Origin of the sequence: Paraburkholderia sp. EG287B, assembly GCF_040965595.1 — a bacterium.
GTDB lineage: Bacteria > Pseudomonadota > Gammaproteobacteria > Burkholderiales > Burkholderiaceae > Paraburkholderia.
In genome coordinates this window covers 1-14,366 of record NZ_JBFRCG010000018.1, presented here as the reverse complement: position 1 = coordinate 14,366, position 14,366 = coordinate 1, and the positions used below count along the sequence as shown (strand labels likewise).

14 protein-coding genes are annotated in these 14,366 nt (G+C 66.5%); 2 read left to right on the top strand and 12 right to left on the bottom strand.

Annotated features, from left to right (window positions below; all coding sequences use genetic code 11):
• Window positions 1-24: 24 nt before the first annotated feature.
• Complete coding sequence (locus AB4Y40_RS30410; protein WP_368691008.1) at window positions 25-330, bottom strand: hypothetical protein; 306 nt, start codon at window positions 328-330, stop codon at window positions 25-27.
• 352 nt (window positions 331-682) lie between these two features.
• Here AB4Y40_RS30410 and AB4Y40_RS30405 point away from each other — a divergent pair, with 352 nt between their 5' ends.
• Entirely contained in the window at window positions 683-2,893 is a 2,211-nt protein-coding gene (locus AB4Y40_RS30405) for a TonB-dependent siderophore receptor (protein ID WP_368691007.1), read from the top strand.
• Between the two features lie 62 nt (window positions 2,894-2,955).
• On the opposite strand, the gene AB4Y40_RS30400 is transcribed toward AB4Y40_RS30405, so the two are convergent.
• The 10 genes from AB4Y40_RS30400 to AB4Y40_RS30355 all read right to left on the bottom strand — a co-directional run bounded on the left by AB4Y40_RS30400 (window position 2,956) and on the right by AB4Y40_RS30355 (window position 12,161).
• Window positions 2,956-3,621, bottom strand: a complete 666-nt coding sequence (locus AB4Y40_RS30400; RefSeq protein WP_368691006.1) for a DUF2278 family protein — start codon at window positions 3,619-3,621, stop codon at window positions 2,956-2,958.
• Window positions 3,622-3,780: 159 nt separating this feature from the next.
• Window positions 3,781-4,134 carry a RidA family protein gene (locus AB4Y40_RS30395; protein ID WP_368691005.1) on the bottom strand — a complete coding sequence of 118 codons (354 nt, stop codon included), beginning with the start codon at window positions 4,132-4,134 and terminating at the stop codon, window positions 3,781-3,783.
• A 55-nt stretch (window positions 4,135-4,189) separates the two neighbouring features.
• Window positions 4,190-5,371, bottom strand: coding sequence for an NAD(P)/FAD-dependent oxidoreductase (locus tag AB4Y40_RS30390; RefSeq protein ID WP_368691004.1), 1,182 nt, complete (start codon window positions 5,369-5,371; stop codon window positions 4,190-4,192).
• Entirely contained in the window at window positions 5,364-6,794 is a 1,431-nt protein-coding gene (locus AB4Y40_RS30385; RefSeq protein WP_368691003.1) for an FAD-dependent oxidoreductase, read from the bottom strand. Before AB4Y40_RS30385 ends, AB4Y40_RS30390 begins: the two co-directional genes overlap by 8 nt.
• On the bottom strand, window positions 6,784-7,158 hold the full coding sequence (locus tag AB4Y40_RS30380; protein ID WP_368691002.1) for a (2Fe-2S)-binding protein: 375 nt from the start codon (window positions 7,156-7,158) through the stop codon (window positions 6,784-6,786). Before AB4Y40_RS30380 ends, AB4Y40_RS30385 begins: the two co-directional genes overlap by 11 nt.
• Window positions 7,159-7,165: 7 nt before the next feature.
• Window positions 7,166-8,308 (bottom strand): NAD(P)/FAD-dependent oxidoreductase, encoded by a 1,143-nt coding sequence (locus AB4Y40_RS30375; protein WP_368691001.1) that lies wholly within the window; start codon window positions 8,306-8,308, stop codon window positions 7,166-7,168.
• The gene (locus AB4Y40_RS30370) at window positions 8,305-9,102 is read right to left on the bottom strand and encodes an ABC transporter permease (RefSeq protein ID WP_368691000.1); all 798 of its coding nucleotides are present in this window, start codon (window positions 9,100-9,102) and stop codon (window positions 8,305-8,307) included. The genes AB4Y40_RS30375 and AB4Y40_RS30370 overlap by 4 nt, the downstream gene beginning before the upstream one ends.
• Window positions 9,103-9,114: 12 nt before the next feature.
• Window positions 9,115-9,987: an ABC transporter permease gene (locus tag AB4Y40_RS30365; RefSeq protein WP_368690999.1), complete on the bottom strand. Its 873-nt coding sequence runs from the start codon at window positions 9,985-9,987 to the stop codon at window positions 9,115-9,117.
• Window positions 9,974-11,044: an ABC transporter ATP-binding protein gene (locus AB4Y40_RS30360; protein ID WP_368690998.1), complete on the bottom strand. Its 1,071-nt coding sequence runs from the start codon at window positions 11,042-11,044 to the stop codon at window positions 9,974-9,976. Before AB4Y40_RS30360 ends, AB4Y40_RS30365 begins: the two co-directional genes overlap by 14 nt.
• Window positions 11,045-11,093: 49 nt before the next feature.
• Complete coding sequence (locus AB4Y40_RS30355; RefSeq protein ID WP_368690997.1) at window positions 11,094-12,161, bottom strand: ABC transporter substrate-binding protein; 1,068 nt, start codon at window positions 12,159-12,161, stop codon at window positions 11,094-11,096.
• A gap of 191 nt (window positions 12,162-12,352) precedes the next feature.
• Between AB4Y40_RS30355 and AB4Y40_RS30350 the strand changes: the two genes are divergently transcribed.
• On the top strand, window positions 12,353-13,300 hold the full coding sequence (locus AB4Y40_RS30350) for a LysR substrate-binding domain-containing protein (RefSeq protein ID WP_368690996.1): 948 nt from the start codon (window positions 12,353-12,355) through the stop codon (window positions 13,298-13,300).
• 9 nt (window positions 13,301-13,309) lie between these two features.
• On the opposite strand, the gene AB4Y40_RS30345 is transcribed toward AB4Y40_RS30350, so the two are convergent.
• A complete protein-coding gene (locus AB4Y40_RS30345; RefSeq protein ID WP_368690995.1) occupies window positions 13,310-14,239 on the bottom strand; it encodes a LysR family transcriptional regulator in 930 nt (309 codons plus the stop codon).
• Window positions 14,240-14,366: the final 127 nt, after the last annotated feature.

The window sequence follows — 14,366 nt, the reverse complement described above, 5'->3', positions numbered from 1 at the left end:
GTGCAGGCGTGCAGCGTGTGAGTGCTAGGGCTGCTGCCAGTGGAAACGATCGCCGCGCAGGGGCGCGCCTTCGTCGTCGAGCTTCTTATCGTCGCCCGGGAGCGCTTCGAAATACGTCTTGTCGTCTTTCTGAGTCCCCGTATGCAACGCGGCGCGCGAAATGCCCGGCGGGATGGACGAGGGGGAGGCGGGAGGCCAATGGAGCGTGGCAGGTGCCGCGCTCTGGGGAGAGGGCAGATCCGTGTTTTCGTTCGCCGCGGCGAGGCCCATGGCCCATGCGGCCGGGACCGAAGCCAGAACGATCAGCACGGGGAACGTAGCGTGTCTCATACTCGGTCACCACGTGAATGCACTGACTGGGCCTGTATTTTATGTCGCGGCTTAGCGAATTTCCAGGCGCTGGCATCACGCAAAGCAGCAAACCGGGCACGGGTGCGCCACCTTTCGTCCAGCTGTCCAATTCAGACGATTTCCGGAAATCATTGCGTGAAATAGACACTATCTGGCCGCTTTGAGTCCGTTTTGAGCAGTATTTCGAGGGAATTCATCAAAACTGACGAATGAGCCGCGGGTTCTAGGAAAAGTCGTAAGGGTTTGTTAATATCGCCCGCCAGTGAAAATGAGAATGCTTCTCATTGAAGTATCCTGGCAAGCACTGGCGAGACGACCCTTCCAAAACGACATGAACAACCGAGAACACGCGCGGCAAGCGCGACGCACGCTGCCGCGGCCGTTGCATATTGCGGCCTGGCTTACTTTCGCGGCGGCTCAAGCCGCTGTAGCCCAAACGTCGACGCAGGACAGCGCCGCGACGAGCGCAACCCAGAAGGCGCCGCCTCAGGCTGCCGCCACCGGTACGACCGGCACGGACCAGGCGCTGCCCGCCGTGAAGGTGAGTGCGAGCCAGGTCGCCGATTCGCCGCTGAACCTGAGCAAGCCGGTGAACAGCGGCGCGCTCGGCACGCGCTCGCAGCTCGACACGCCGTTCTCGACCACCGTCGTGACGGGCGAGAATCTGGCCGAGCGCCAGGTCTACAAGCTCGGCGATGTGTTTGCCGGCGACGCCTCGGTCACCAACAACAGCAACGCCTATAACGCGTGGGCCACCTACATCACGATTCGCGGCCTGCCCGTGGACTGGCAGAACGGCTTTCGCATCGACGGCAATCCGTTCATTTCGTACGGCATTACCATGCCCTACGAGCAACTCGAGCGCGTGGAACTGCTCAAGGGCCTGGGCGGCTTCATGTACGGCTTCGCGCAGCCGGGCGGCCTCGTCAACTACGTGACGAAGCGGCCGGAGAAGGACCCCGTCACGAGCCTCGACGTGGGCTATCGCATGGACGGCGTGCTGAGCACGCACGTCGACCTGAGCCGCCGCTTCGGCCCGGACGACATGTTCGGCGCGCGCCTGAACTACACGAAGGAAGCGGGCAAGACCTATAACGCCGGCGATATCAACCGCAACTCGGTTTCGCTCGCGCTCGACGGCCAGCTCACGCGCGACCTGCAGGTGTGGTTCAACGCGCTCTACCAGACCATCCGTTCCAGCGGCCAGACGCCCGCGATCTACACGGGCAGCTACTCGGCGTCGAGCCTGCCCGCGGTGATCAGCGGCGGCAGCAACCTGCTGGGCGGCACCGACCAGCACATCAACACCAACTTGCAGCTCTATACGGCGGGTGTGCGTTACCAGCTCACGCCCGACTGGTCGTTCACGACCTCGGGTAGCTACAGCAAGTCGGCGCGCGACCGCAACGAGAGCACGCTCACGCTGCTCAACCAGCAAGGCGACTACACCGACGCGCGCTGGAACGGCGACGAAGGCCACCAGGACATCTACTGGCAGGGCATGTTCGAGGGCAAGGTGAAGACCGGGCCGTTCACGCATCAACTCGTGATTGGCGGCGCGTACCAGCACCAGACCAACAACTACGCGTCGAACTCCATTTACACGGTGCTCGGCAACGGCAATCTGTATCAGCCCAACCCGTGGCGCTTCTATTCGGGCGGCGGGCTCGAAACCTACCGCGCAAGCGATATCACGCAGGCCTCGGCGTTCGTGAGCGACACGATGCAGATCACGAGCCGCTGGTCGGTGCTCGCGGGCCTGCGTTACACGAACTATAGTCAGAACAACTACGCAACCACGGGCGAAAAGACCTCCCAGTACAGCCAGAACGGCGTGCTCACGCCGACCTTCGCGCTCATGTACAAGCTCGAGCCGAACACGACGCTGTACGCGAGCTACGTCGAGGCGCTGGAGCAGGGCGCGATCGTGGACAGCATCTACGCGAACGGCGGGGCGATGCTGCGTCCGCTGCGCTCGCGCCAGTACGAGATCGGCATCAAGAGCGAACACGAGCGCTGGAGCGCGACGGCAGCGCTGTTCCGCATCGAGCGCGGCGCGGCCTATGCGAATGCCGACAACGTCTACGTGCAGGACGGCAATTCGATCTACGAAGGCGTCGAGGCGGCCGGCAGCGTACGGCTGGGCCGAAGCTGGCAGGTGGCCGGCAGCGTCACGCTGCTCGATACGTGGTATGCGAAGGGCCAGTCGTACAACGGCAATCGCGTAGCCGGCGCGCCGACCTTCGTCGCCGCGGGCCGCGTGACTTACGACGTGCCTTACGTGCAGGGCCTGCAGCTGGCCGCGGATGCGAAGTTCACGGGCAGCACCCAGGTGCGTCCGGCAAACAATCTGGAAACGGGCGGCTATATGCTCGTGAACGTGGGCGCGAACTACTTCACGCGCATTGGCGGCCACGACGTGACGCTGCGCGCGGCCATCGACAACATCACGAATCGCCGTTACTGGATGTTCCAGTACTCCGATTACATCGCGCCGGGCGACCCGCGCACGGTCAGCCTCAACGCGAAGATCGACTTCTAAACGTTCGATCCGCTTCAACGAGCGGGCGCATGGCGGGATTCCGGCATGCGCCCGCGCGCCGTTTACGAAATCGGCTGCGAATCCGGCGTGGGGTTGCCGAGATTGTCGGTGGGCACGTATTGCTGATCGAACGCCGCCACATACAAGGCCCATTCGGGGTCGCCCAGATCCACGAGCAGCGCGCCGTCCTGCCAGATGTCGTTGTGGTCGTTCGCGTCGTTGCCGGCCTTATGGATGAACTCGCCCTTCGAGCCCTGGTTCATGTGGACGTCGTGGATGCCGTCGCCTTCGCTGTAGAAACGGCCGAACACGTAGACGTCGAGCGACGATTGTTGCGCGCGCAACAGCAGGCGCTGCAGCGAGGCGACGGGTTCCACCTGGTCGGAGCCGTCCATCACGTCGCTGTTGCGCCATGCGCCCGTATTGGCGAGGAAGTCGCTGCGCTCGAAGTCGATGGCCGGCAGCGCGTCGGTGCCCGTGAGATCGGTCGAGCCTTCGGCCGCGCCCTCGAGCGTGGAGAGCACGTTGTGGTTGAAGTCGAACACGAGCTTGTACTTGAGCAGGTCGTCCGCGTCCGTGGTGCCCACGTTCACAGCGATGTCCCAGCGCGCGCCGTTGACCGTCACGCCGAAGTGCAGGTGATACTGGACTTCGTGTGGCCGCCGCGTGGCCTTCAACTGCGGCGCGGAAACAATTTTCGCCTTGACGTAGCCGTAAGGAAGGGCCATCGCGCGCTCCTCTAAGTTCGGGTGGACTCGCCATTGTGCCGCGCGAACGTGAACTTGCGCTTACAGCGTGCGCGCGATGCCGAGTCGTCGCTTTACGGTTGCTCGACTGTGGCTGTCGACGCGCTTTCATGGCGGCGCCGGCAGCCTCATGCGCGGCGCTTAACCCAGCGCCACGACCGCGATTTCCACGAGCAGTTGCGGCGACGCCAGCTGCGCCTGCACGGTCGCGCGCGTGGGCGCGCAACCTTCGGGCACCCACGCGTCCCACACTTCGTTCATGCCCGCAAAGTCGCGCGCGATATCAGCGAGCCAGACCTGCGCGGAGACGAGCCGGGTCTTGTCGATGCCGGCCTTGGCGAGAAAGCCGTCGATTTTCGCGATCACGGCGGCGGTCTGGATCTTCACGTCGGGCGACGGATCGGCCGACGTCTGGCCGCCCACGAACACGAGTCCCGCGGCCTTCACGACGCGGCTCATGCGCTGACTGGTTTCGATACGAACGATATCGTTCATGTGTCTGCAAGCTCCTTCGCCGCAAGGGCGAGACAGGGTGAGGGAATCGATGGCGTCAATGCGCGGCAACGCCGGCCAGCGGCGCCTGCACTGCGGCGCGCTCGAAGCGGTCGATCGCGAACGCATCGAGCGAAAGCGAAGGCGCGCCGTCGAGCACGAGTTCGGAAACGAGGCGCCCGCACGCGGGCCCGAGTTGAAAGCCGCTGCCGCAATAGCCGAACGAGTAGTAGAGATTCGCGGCGCGCCGGCTTGCCGAGATGATCGGCAGCGAGTCGGCCGTGAACGCTTCCACACCGGCCCATGCGCGATTCACGCCCAGATGGCGCAGATGCGGAAACAGATCGACGACGGTCTGCGCGCTTTTCACGAGCCGCATGAAATCGACTTCGCCGTGGCGCCCCGGCAGATCCGCGATGCCGATCAGCTTGCCGCCGATCACCACCGTGCCGTTGTCGAACTGCTTGAACGAGAGCGGCCGGCCCGTTGCGCCGAGCGTCGCGCGGCAGAAGGGCGCCACGCGGTGCGTGACCATCAGCATGAGCCCTTCGGGGTGCACGGGCACCGGCTCGCCCGCCTGGCGCGCCAGCTCGCCCGCCCACGCGCCCGCCGTGACGAGCAGCTTGCGCGCGGCAAAGGTGCCGCGCGGGGTTTGCGCGATCCAGCGCTCGCCGCGCGGCTCGATGCGCGTGACCGCCGTGCCTTCGTGAAAGCGCGCGCCGTGCTTTTGCGCGGCGAGGCGAAACGCCGTGGTGGTGCGAAAGGGCAGCGCATAACCGTCGCGCTCGACCCAGATGCCGCCCGTCACGTGCTTCGCCAGTGCCGGTTCGAGTTCGAGCACCGTCTCGCGGTCGATCAGCTTTTCGTGCGTGAAGCCGTGCGATTCGAGCAGCGCGACGCGCTCGCGGCACTCATCCAGTTCGGCCTCGGTCTCGGCAATCTTCAGTTGTCCGGAGGGCACGAAACCGCCGTCGTCGCCGATGGTGTCGGGCAGCGCGTGCCAGATTTCGCGCGACATGAGGGCAAGCGGAATCTCGGGGAGCGGGCGGCCGAGCGTGCGCACGCCGCCCGCGTTCACGCCCGACGAATGTCGGCCCACGTAGTCGGCTTCGAGAACGATCACGCTCGCGCCGCGCCGCGCCATGTGAAAAGCGCTGCTGGAACCGTGCAGGCCGCCGCCGATTACGAGTACGTCCGCTTCCTGCACGGCGCTCGCAGGGAGAGTTCGGGCGTCATTCACCGGCGAGTTCTCCGAGCGTGAGCGGCTTGATGGGCGGGCGGATGCGGTAGTAGCCCACCTCGGCTGGCGGCACCTTGCGCGCCTCGGCGATCACTTCGGTCACGGTGAGGCCGCACAGGCGGCCCTGGCACGGACCCATGCCGCAGCGGCCGAACGACTTCGCCTGATTCGGGCCGAGGCAGCCCAGGCCGACGAAGCCGCGCAACTCGCCCGCCGTGACTTCTTCGCAGCGGCAGACAATGGTGCTGTCGGCGGGGATGCGGTTCGCATCGCGCGGGCGGTAGAGGCTGTCGAGGAATGGACGGATGCGCATCACGCGCTCGAGTTCCGCGCGATGCGGACCCGCCTCGCGATCGCGCGTGGCTGCATCGATCGAGCCTAGCTGTGCGGCGGCGGCGAGCGCGGCGAGCACGCCCTGTTGCGCCGCGGCCTGGGCGCCGCCGATGCCCGCGCCGTCGCCGGCCACGAAGATGCCGGGCACGTCCAGTTCGCCCCATGCATCCGTTTGCGGTGTGAAGCAAAGCTGTCCGTTGTCCCAGCGATGCGTGGCGCGCAGCGCCTGGGTGAACTGCGTGTTGGGCACCACGCCCTGGTGCAGCAGGATCACATCGGCTTCGATACGGTGTGCGCGGCCTTGCGACGTGAACGTGAGCGCGGCTGCGCGCTGCACGCCGTCACTGCCCTGGCGGCCTTCCACGGCGAGATCGTCGGCGGCTTCGAAAATGGGGACCCTGGCCTCGCGCAGCGTGCGGATCAGATGCAGGCCTTTGCTCAGGAACGGCCACGAGCGGAGCGCGGCAAGCAGGTGGCGTTTCGCGCGCCAGCGGTCTTCATGGCGCGTGGTGTCGACGAGTGCGCGAATCGGCACGCCTGCCCGTACGTATTGCCAGCCGAGCAGGTAGAGCAGCGGCCCGCAGCCCGCGAGCACGGGTGGCGAGGCGGGCACTTCGCCCGCACTTTTCAGCAGGATTTGCGCGGCGCCCGCCGTGAGCACGCCGGGCAGGGTCCAGCCCGGGATGGGAAACGGCCGCTCCATCGCGCCGCTCGCGAGAATCACGCGCTTAGCCTGGAAGCTGCCCACCTTGCCGTCCTTGAGGTAGTGAACGGCATGTTCGCGCGTGACCTGCCATACGCTGGCATGGGCGACATGGCGCGCGCCGGAATGCGCGAACGCCTGGGCGATGGCGTCGCCCGCCGCGTAGTCGGGGCCGAGTATCGCCTTGCGGCGCGCGTCGGCGCGGCCTATCGCGCGATAGATCTGTCCGCCCACGGCGTCCTGCTCATCGATCAGGACCACTGAGAGTCCGGCACGCGCCGAACGGGTGGCCGCGCTCATCCCGGCGGGACCCGCGCCGACCACGACGACATCGACGGCTTGCGCATTGAAATCGGCTTTGGCATCGCCTTGATAATCACCGGGCATGAGCGTTCTCCTTGAGCGTGTCGGCATGCGTGCCGGATTCGGGCGGCAGGTCGCGCGCGCCTTCCTGTGAGCGGACCTGCATGCCCGCACGCACGGGCACCATGCAGCTCTGGCGGCTCGGTACGCCGTCGATCTCCACGAGGCATTCGAAACACGCGCCCATCATGCAGAACGGCGCGCGCGGCGCACCCGAAACGGGCGTCGCGCGAAAGCGCGATACGCCCGCGGCGAGCAGCGCGGCGGCGACGGAGCGGTCGGCGGGCACGGACAGCGGCTGGCCGTTGAATGAGATATCGACGCGCGCTTCGGCGTCGGAGAGCGTCTTGAACAGCGGCGCGGGCGCCTGGGTAGATTGAGCTGTCATGGCGGGATTAGTGAGCGAGGATCGGTTCGGCAGCCGCATCGGTTGCGAAGCGGCGCGCGGAGAAAGCGGGCAGTTCGGCGGGCATCGGGCCGCCCGCGATCCACGGCGCGATGCGCAGCGCGTGGGCCGCGGCGAGCGTCACGCCGCTATGGCAGGTGACGACGAAGGCACCCGGATGCGCCTCGGACTGGTCGTAGATCGGAAAACCGTCGGGGCTGTACACGCGCAGCGCGGCCCACATGCGCACGAGCCGCACATGGGCGAGCATCGGGAACGCGCGCACGCCGCGCGCCGCGATCTGGCGCAGGATAGGCGTGGTGGTGAAGTCGTCGAAGCCGGCTTCTTCCATCGAGTCGCCGAACTGCACCGTGCCTTCGTCGGTCTGCCGCACGTTGATGGTCGGGTAGCCCAGAAACGGCGCGACGCGCTCGCTCACGAGCACCTGGCCGCGATTGGGCGCGACGGGCGCGTTCAGGCCCACGTGTGGGGCGAGCACGCGATTGCCGAGGCCGGCCGCGAGCACGACGCGCGCAGCGTGATACACGCCGCGCCGGCCTTGCACGCTGAACCCGTCCGGCCCCGCGACGATACGCTCGGCGCGTTCGCCCGAGACGAGCCGTACGCCGCGCCGCTGCATCGCGACATGCAGCGCGCGCAGCAGTTTGAGCGGGTTGACGTGGCCGTCCATCGGCGTATAGCTCGCGCCGACGACCGCGGGTCCGATGCCGGGAAGCCGTTCGCGCAACTCTGCATGATTTAGCAGTTCGAACGGATAATCGCCGATCTCGGCCTGCAGGGTGGAGAGCCGTTTATAACGCTCGGCGAGTTCTTCATCAGAGAAGCAGATATGAAAGCCGCCGGGCTGGCGCAGCGCGACGTCCACGCGCGCCTCGTCGGCGAGGCTTTGCGCGAGTAGCGGCCAGCGCTGCGCCGAACTACGGGACCAGCGCGCGTACGGCGAAAGGCCGTAACCCTTGCCCTGAATCCAGACGAGGCCGAAGTTGCCGCGCGAGGCGCGAAAGCCGCCGTCGTCCTCGTCGAGCACGCTCACGCGCGCGCCTTCGCGGGCGAGCCCGTAGGCCACGGCGGAGCCGACGAGGCCGCCGCCGATCACGAGCACGTCGGGGCTCGCGGTGGAGTTTTGTGTCATCGGGCTTCTCCGATCAGGATGCGGTCCAGCCCGACCATGCGGTCGAGCAGCAGCATCAGCAGGATCGTGCCGACGATCAGCACCGCCGACACCGAGGTGACGAGCGGATCGATCGTCTGCGCGATCTGGTTGTACATGGCGACGGGCAGCGTGGTGGTGCCGGGCGTCGCGACGAAAATGGTCATGGTGAGCTCGTCGAAGCTCTGGATGAACGAGAGCACCCAGCCGCCTGCCACGCCCGTGCGGATCATCGGCAGCACCACGCGGCGGAATGCCGTGAAGCGGCTCGCGCCACACGAAAGCGCCGCGCGCTCGGCGTCGCGATCGAGCCCGACCGCCGAAGAAAGCGCGAGACGCAGCGCGTACGGCAGCACGATCACCACGTGCGCGGCGACAAGCGCCCAGAACGAGCCGTTCAGGTTGAGCAGCGAGAGAAAGCGCAGGAACGCGATGCCGAGCACCACGGCGGGAATCATCATCGGGGAGAGGAAGAAGCTGACCAGCGCGCTGCGGCCCGAAAAGCGGTAGCGCGCGATGGCGAGCGCCGCGGGCACCGCGAGCGCCACGCCGATGGTGGCCGCGGCGAACGCGAGGCGCACGGAGAGCCAGAACGCCGAGACGATATCGCCGTTCTGCCAGATCGCGCGGAACCAGCGCAGCGAGGCGCCGTCGAACGGCATCGAGATATAGCCCTTGTCCGTGAAGGCGACGAGCAGCACCACGACGATCGGCGCGAGCATGAAGGTCAGAAAGAGCGCGTTGAACGCGAGCCCGAGGAATCCGTTGCGTTTCATGGCGGGGCCCCCTCAGTCGAAGATGTGCTTGAAACGGCGTTCGGCGAGGCGGCTGCAGCCGATCACGATCGCCACGTTGGCGATCAGCAGCAGCACGGCAATGCTCGCGCCCAGCGGCCAGTTCAGGGTGCCGAGGAACTCGTCGTAGGCGGCCGTGGCGACGACCTTCAGGCGTCGTCCGCCGATCAGCGCGGGCGTGGCGAACGCGGAGGCCGAAAGCGCGAACACGATGATCGAGCCCGAGAGCACACCCGGCATGATCTGCGGCAGGATCACGCGGCGGAACACGCGCAGCGGCGAAGCGCCGAGCGAGCGCCCGGCCCATTCCACCTGCGGGTCGAGCTTTTGCAGCGTCGCCCAGACCGACATCACCATGAACGGCACGAGTACGTGCGTGAGGGCGATGATGGTGCCCGTCATGGTGAAGACGAGACGAATGGGCTCGTCGGTGATGTGCAGTGCCTGCAGCGCGTTGTTGAGCACGCCGTTATTGCCCAGCAGGATTTGCCAGCCGAGCGTTCGCACCACCACCGAGATCAGCAGCGGACCGAGCACGATCAGCAGGCAAACCGATTGCCAGGGCCTGCGCATGCGCGCGAGCACCAGCGTTTCGGGCACGCCGAGCACGATGGAGAGCAGCGTGACGGCGAATGCGAGTCCCGCCGTGCGCAGGAAAATTTCGCCGTAGTAAGGATCGCTCAGGACCTGCAGGTAGTTGGTGGCGGTCCAGCCGCGTTGCACGCCCGCGAGGTCGCTGAACACATGGAACGACAGCACGAAGGTGAGGATGAGCGGCACCAGCAGCAGCGCGAGGAACAGCAAAAGCGCGGGCGCGGAGAGCAGCCACGGCGCGGCGCCCGCACGCGAGTCGTCAAGCGTTGCCATGAGTGCCCTCCCGCGTGAGCACGCGCAGATCGTCGTCGGTCCAGGCGAGTCCCACTTCGTGGCCTTCCTCGGGCGGCGGTGCGCCGTGGTTGGGCTGGGCGACATGCAGCTTGCCGAGCGAGGTGTCCACGGCGAGCAGCCACTGGTTGCCCACGAACACGCGTGTCGTCACGCGCCCCATGAGGCGCGCGTCGCCGTTGGCCAGGTGCACTTTTTCAGGACGGATATAGACGTTCACGGCGCCCGCCACCTCGCGGCCTTCGTGGGGCACGTGCAGCATCGTCCCGGCGACCTCGACCTCGGCGCAGCGCGGATTGCGGCGCAGCACTTCGCCCGCGAGCGTATTGGTGCGGCCAAGGAAGGTGGAGGCGAAGGGCGTGGCCGGGCGCTCGTAGGCGTCGAACGGCGTGCTCAGCTGCGCGATGGTGCCGCGGTGCATGACGGCGATGCGGTCGCTCATCGTCATCGCTTCCACCTGGTCGTGCGTGACGAGCAGGGTCGTGATGCCAAGGCGCTTCTGGATCGCGCGCAGTTCGATATGCATCTCTTCGCGCAGCTTGGCGTCGAGGTTCGACATCGGCTCGTCGAGCAGCAGGAGTTCGGGCTGCATGGCCAGCGCGCGGGCGATCGCGACGCGCTGGCGCTGGCCACCCGACAGCTCCTTCGGATAGCGCGCGTCGAGCCCGCGCAAACGCACGAGTTCCAGCGCCTCGGCAATGCGCTCCGCGCGTTGCGCGCGCTTCATCTTGCGCATCTCCAGACCGAAGCCCACGTTACCGGCCACGGTCATGTGCGGAAAGAGCGCGTAGCTTTGAAACACCACGCCGATGCCGCGCTTCTCCGGCCGCTCGTGAGTGATGTCGCGGCCGTCGAGCATGATGCGGCCCGTGCTCGGCGTGACGAAGCCCGCGATCATCTGCAGTGTCGTCGTCTTGCCGCAACCCGAGGGACCGAGCAGCGAGAGAAACTCGCCGCGCTCGACCGTGAGGTCGAGCTGCTCGATCGCCGTGAAGTCGCCGTAGCGCTTCGAGATGCCTTGCAGGGTGAGGAAGCTCATGAGCGTCGGTCCTCGCTGTGCGTTGGGTGCGGGGCGGGGAGGGCGCGCATCAGCGCTCGACCGAACGGTTCCAGCGCTCGGTCCACTCAGTGCGATGCTCGTTGATGGTGCTCCAGTCCATCGCCGTGAGCTTCGCGATCTGGTCAGGACCGTAAGGCACGCGCGCGGCCACTTCCGGCGTGAGCTTGACGGTCTTGTTGACGGGGCCGAGGCCGATGTCCGCCGCCTGCTGCGCCTGTACCTGGGGGCTCAGCAGGAACTGGATGAACTGCTGCGAGAGCTGCGGCTGTGCGTTCTGCGCAATGGAGCACGCGGCCACCTGCAGCGCCACGCCGCCTTCCTTCGGGTAGATGAACTTGAGCGGGAAGCCGGTATTCTGCAGCGCCACCGCGCGGCCGCTGCCATAAGGCGCGATGATCACGTCGCCGGACTGCATGAGGCCGTCCATTTCGCCGGGCGTGGGCGCCCACGAAAGCACGTTCGGCGCCACCTGCTTCGTCATCGCCTTGAAGCCGGGGTCGATGTCTTTCTCGCCGCCGCCGTTCAGGCGCGCGAGCATCACGAGCGTATGCAGGCCGTAGGTGTTGGTGATGGGCGGCACGCCGAGCTTGCCCTTCACGCGTGCGTCTTCGAGCGACTTCCACGAATCGGGCGCGGGCAGGCCGAGCTTCTTGAACGCCTGTTCGTTATAGCCGATGCCGGTCGCGACCATCCCCACGCCAACGGCGGTCGGGCCAACGTGCGCGAGCGGATAGAGGTCCTTCATGACCGGGGCGTCGTCGAGCTTGCCGCACAGGCCGAGCTGCATCGCCTGATACATCGGGCCGTCGTCCATTACGGCGACGTTGATCTGCTCGTGGCCTTTTTGCGCCTGGAGCTTGGCGAGCGTGTCGCTCGAATTGCCCGCTACGTAGACGATCTTGACGTCATGCGCCTTTTCGAACGCCGGGATGATCTTCTGACGATAGAGCTGCTCGTTGGAGCCGCCGACGTTGGCGACGTACAGCGTGGTTTCGGCCTGGGCGTGCGAGGCTGCAGCGAGCGAGCCGGCGACGGCGAGTGCGACGAATAACGCTTTGTGGGGGATGGTTGAACGACGGCGCATCGCGGCTTTCATGACGACGATCTCCATTCGAGTGTGGGGAACGGCGAACCGGACAGTGCGCCGATGCATCGCAGTCTGTGCCGGGCTGACCATATCGTCCAATACGAATAAAATGCCAACCTATACGGGAATGATATGGACCAGGGTTAGGCCCTGGCGCAAGGACCAGGCTCAAATCAGGGTTAAGCCCAGGAGAAGTCACCTTGAATCTGAAGCACGTCGAAGCGTTTCGCGCGGTGATGGTGTCGGGCTCGATGACGGCCGCGGCGAAGGCGCTCTTCACCTCACAGCCCAACGTGAGCCGCCTGATCGGGCAACTGGAGCGCGAGACCGGCCTCACGCTGTTTCAGCGTGTGGGCATCCGCCTGATTCCTACGAGCGAGGGCAATGCGTTTTTTCGCGAAGTCGAGCGCGCGTACGTGGGCCTGCAAGGCCTCAGCACCGCCGCCGCGCAAATCCGCAATCTCGGCAGCGGGCGTCTGCGCATTGCCGCCATGCCTTCCGCGGGGCTCACGCTCGTGCCGCATGCCATCGACAAGTTCCGCCGCCTCTTTCCGGGCGTGACGGTCTCGCTGCACGTGAATACGTCGGGCACGGTGAACCACTGGACCGGTTCACAGTTCTGCGACCTGGGCGTGGCGGTGTACATCAGCGAAGCGTCGAACTGCGAGGTCGAACTGCTTTCGAAGGTGGCGGCCGTCTGCGTGATGCCGGCCTCGCACCCGCTCGCGAAAAAGGCCATGATCCGGCCTGCCGATCTGGAAGGAGAATCGTTCATCTCGCTGTGTCACGGCGACGGCACGCGCACGCAAATGGACGAAGTGTTCCAGCGTGCGGGCGTGGAGCGCGTGCTCGCCATCGAGGCGCAGTACACGGCGATCTGCTGCGAGATGGTCCGCTGCGGCATGGGCGTGACGCTCGCGCATCCCATCGTCGCGCGCGATTTCGCGGGGCCGGACATTGCGATCCGGCCGTTCTCGCCGGCGGTGCTGTTCCCCACGTACCTGCTGTTTCCGCCGAACCGGCCGCGCGAGCGTCTCGTGGCCGAATTCGTCGAGGTGCTGCGCGAACACCACGACGGTTTGATTGCGCAGATGAAAACCGCCGATCGCGAGCCCGCGCGCAAACGCGCGAAGAAAGCGGCGGCTTGAGGCGCGCGATCAGGCGTCGCTTTTCGCGCCGCGCTTTTTCTGCGCCGCGCGCTCCACGAGATGCTCGACCATACGCTGCGCCGCTGGCTGAAGCGTGTCGAACGCACGAAAGCAGACGATGAAACGCCGCCGCGCCCAGGCGTCGGTGAGGGGGATGGTTTGTACGTCCAGGATGCGCCGGTAGGTGTTGCTCACCTCCTGGGGCACGACGCTGATGCCGAGGTTGGCGGCCACCACGCGAAACGCCGCATCGAGCGTCGATACGACCGCGCGATAGGCGACCGTACGCCCGCTGCGCGCCGCCGACTGCCGCAGCATCGTATGCACGGCCGTGGAGGTCGGCAGGCCCACGTGCTCGTAATCGAGCGTCTCCTCGAAGGCGATGGTGCGGCGTTTCGCGAGCGGGTGCTCGGGATGCACGGCGAGCACGAGCCGGTCTTCGCGCCAGGGGCGCGATTGCAGTCCCCCGAGTTCCACGTTGTCCCAGCACACGCCTAGCGAGGCCGCGCCGTCGCGCACGCGCTCCACGAGTTCGTGCGAGGTGCGCTCTTCCACGTTCACGCGAATGTTCTGATACGCGGGCAGGCGCATGAACGACGCGAGATCGTCGAGCAGGGCCTCGGCGATCGCGGAGGCCGAGGCGCACACGCTCACGCTGCCCGAGAGGCCGCTGCCGAGCGCGGCGACGTCGCTGGCCGCGCGCTCGAGCGTGAAGATCACGCTGCGCGCGTGCTCGAGCAGCGCCAGGCCCGCCGCGGTGGGCTGCACGCCACGGCGCGAACGTGTGAGCAGCGGCACGCCGAATTCGCTTTCGAGCTGGGCGATGCGTTTGCTGATGGCGGAGGGCTCGATGTGCTCCTCGCGCGCCGCGCGCCCCATGTTGCCGTGCTCGCACACGCTCACGAGAAGGCGCAGGGTCTTGAGGTCGATGTCGTGCACGGTGTCTTATATGGACGCCTCCCGGTTTGCCAGGTGATATTCGATGTGTGACTGATAGGACGAGGCTGCAGACTTATATCCGGCCTGTGGTGCGGATCAAGATGATCCGCTGGCCCTGATGGAATCT

What these genes read in the sequence shown, in the direction of transcription:
- AB4Y40_RS30410 (WP_368691008.1), bottom strand. Translation starts at nt 330, where the DNA reads ATGAGACACGCTACGTTCCCCGTGCTGATCGTTCTGGCTTCGGTCCCG.
- AB4Y40_RS30405 (WP_368691007.1), top strand. Translation starts at nt 683, where the DNA reads ATGAACAACCGAGAACACGCGCGGCAAGCGCGACGCACGCTGCCGCGG.
- AB4Y40_RS30400 (WP_368691006.1), bottom strand. Translation starts at nt 3,621, where the DNA reads ATGGCCCTTCCTTACGGCTACGTCAAGGCGAAAATTGTTTCCGCGCCG.
- AB4Y40_RS30395 (WP_368691005.1), bottom strand. Translation starts at nt 4,134, where the DNA reads ATGAACGATATCGTTCGTATCGAAACCAGTCAGCGCATGAGCCGCGTC.
- AB4Y40_RS30385 (WP_368691003.1), bottom strand. Translation starts at nt 6,794, where the DNA reads ATGCCCGGTGATTATCAAGGCGATGCCAAAGCCGATTTCAATGCGCAA.
- AB4Y40_RS30380 (WP_368691002.1), bottom strand. Translation starts at nt 7,158, where the DNA reads ATGACAGCTCAATCTACCCAGGCGCCCGCGCCGCTGTTCAAGACGCTC.
- AB4Y40_RS30375 (WP_368691001.1), bottom strand. Translation starts at nt 8,308, where the DNA reads ATGACACAAAACTCCACCGCGAGCCCCGACGTGCTCGTGATCGGCGGC.
- AB4Y40_RS30370 (WP_368691000.1), bottom strand. Translation starts at nt 9,102, where the DNA reads ATGAAACGCAACGGATTCCTCGGGCTCGCGTTCAACGCGCTCTTTCTG.
- AB4Y40_RS30365 (WP_368690999.1), bottom strand. Translation starts at nt 9,987, where the DNA reads ATGGCAACGCTTGACGACTCGCGTGCGGGCGCCGCGCCGTGGCTGCTC.
- AB4Y40_RS30360 (WP_368690998.1), bottom strand. Translation starts at nt 11,044, where the DNA reads ATGAGCTTCCTCACCCTGCAAGGCATCTCGAAGCGCTACGGCGACTTC.
- AB4Y40_RS30355 (WP_368690997.1), bottom strand. Translation starts at nt 12,161, where the DNA reads ATGAAAGCCGCGATGCGCCGTCGTTCAACCATCCCCCACAAAGCGTTA.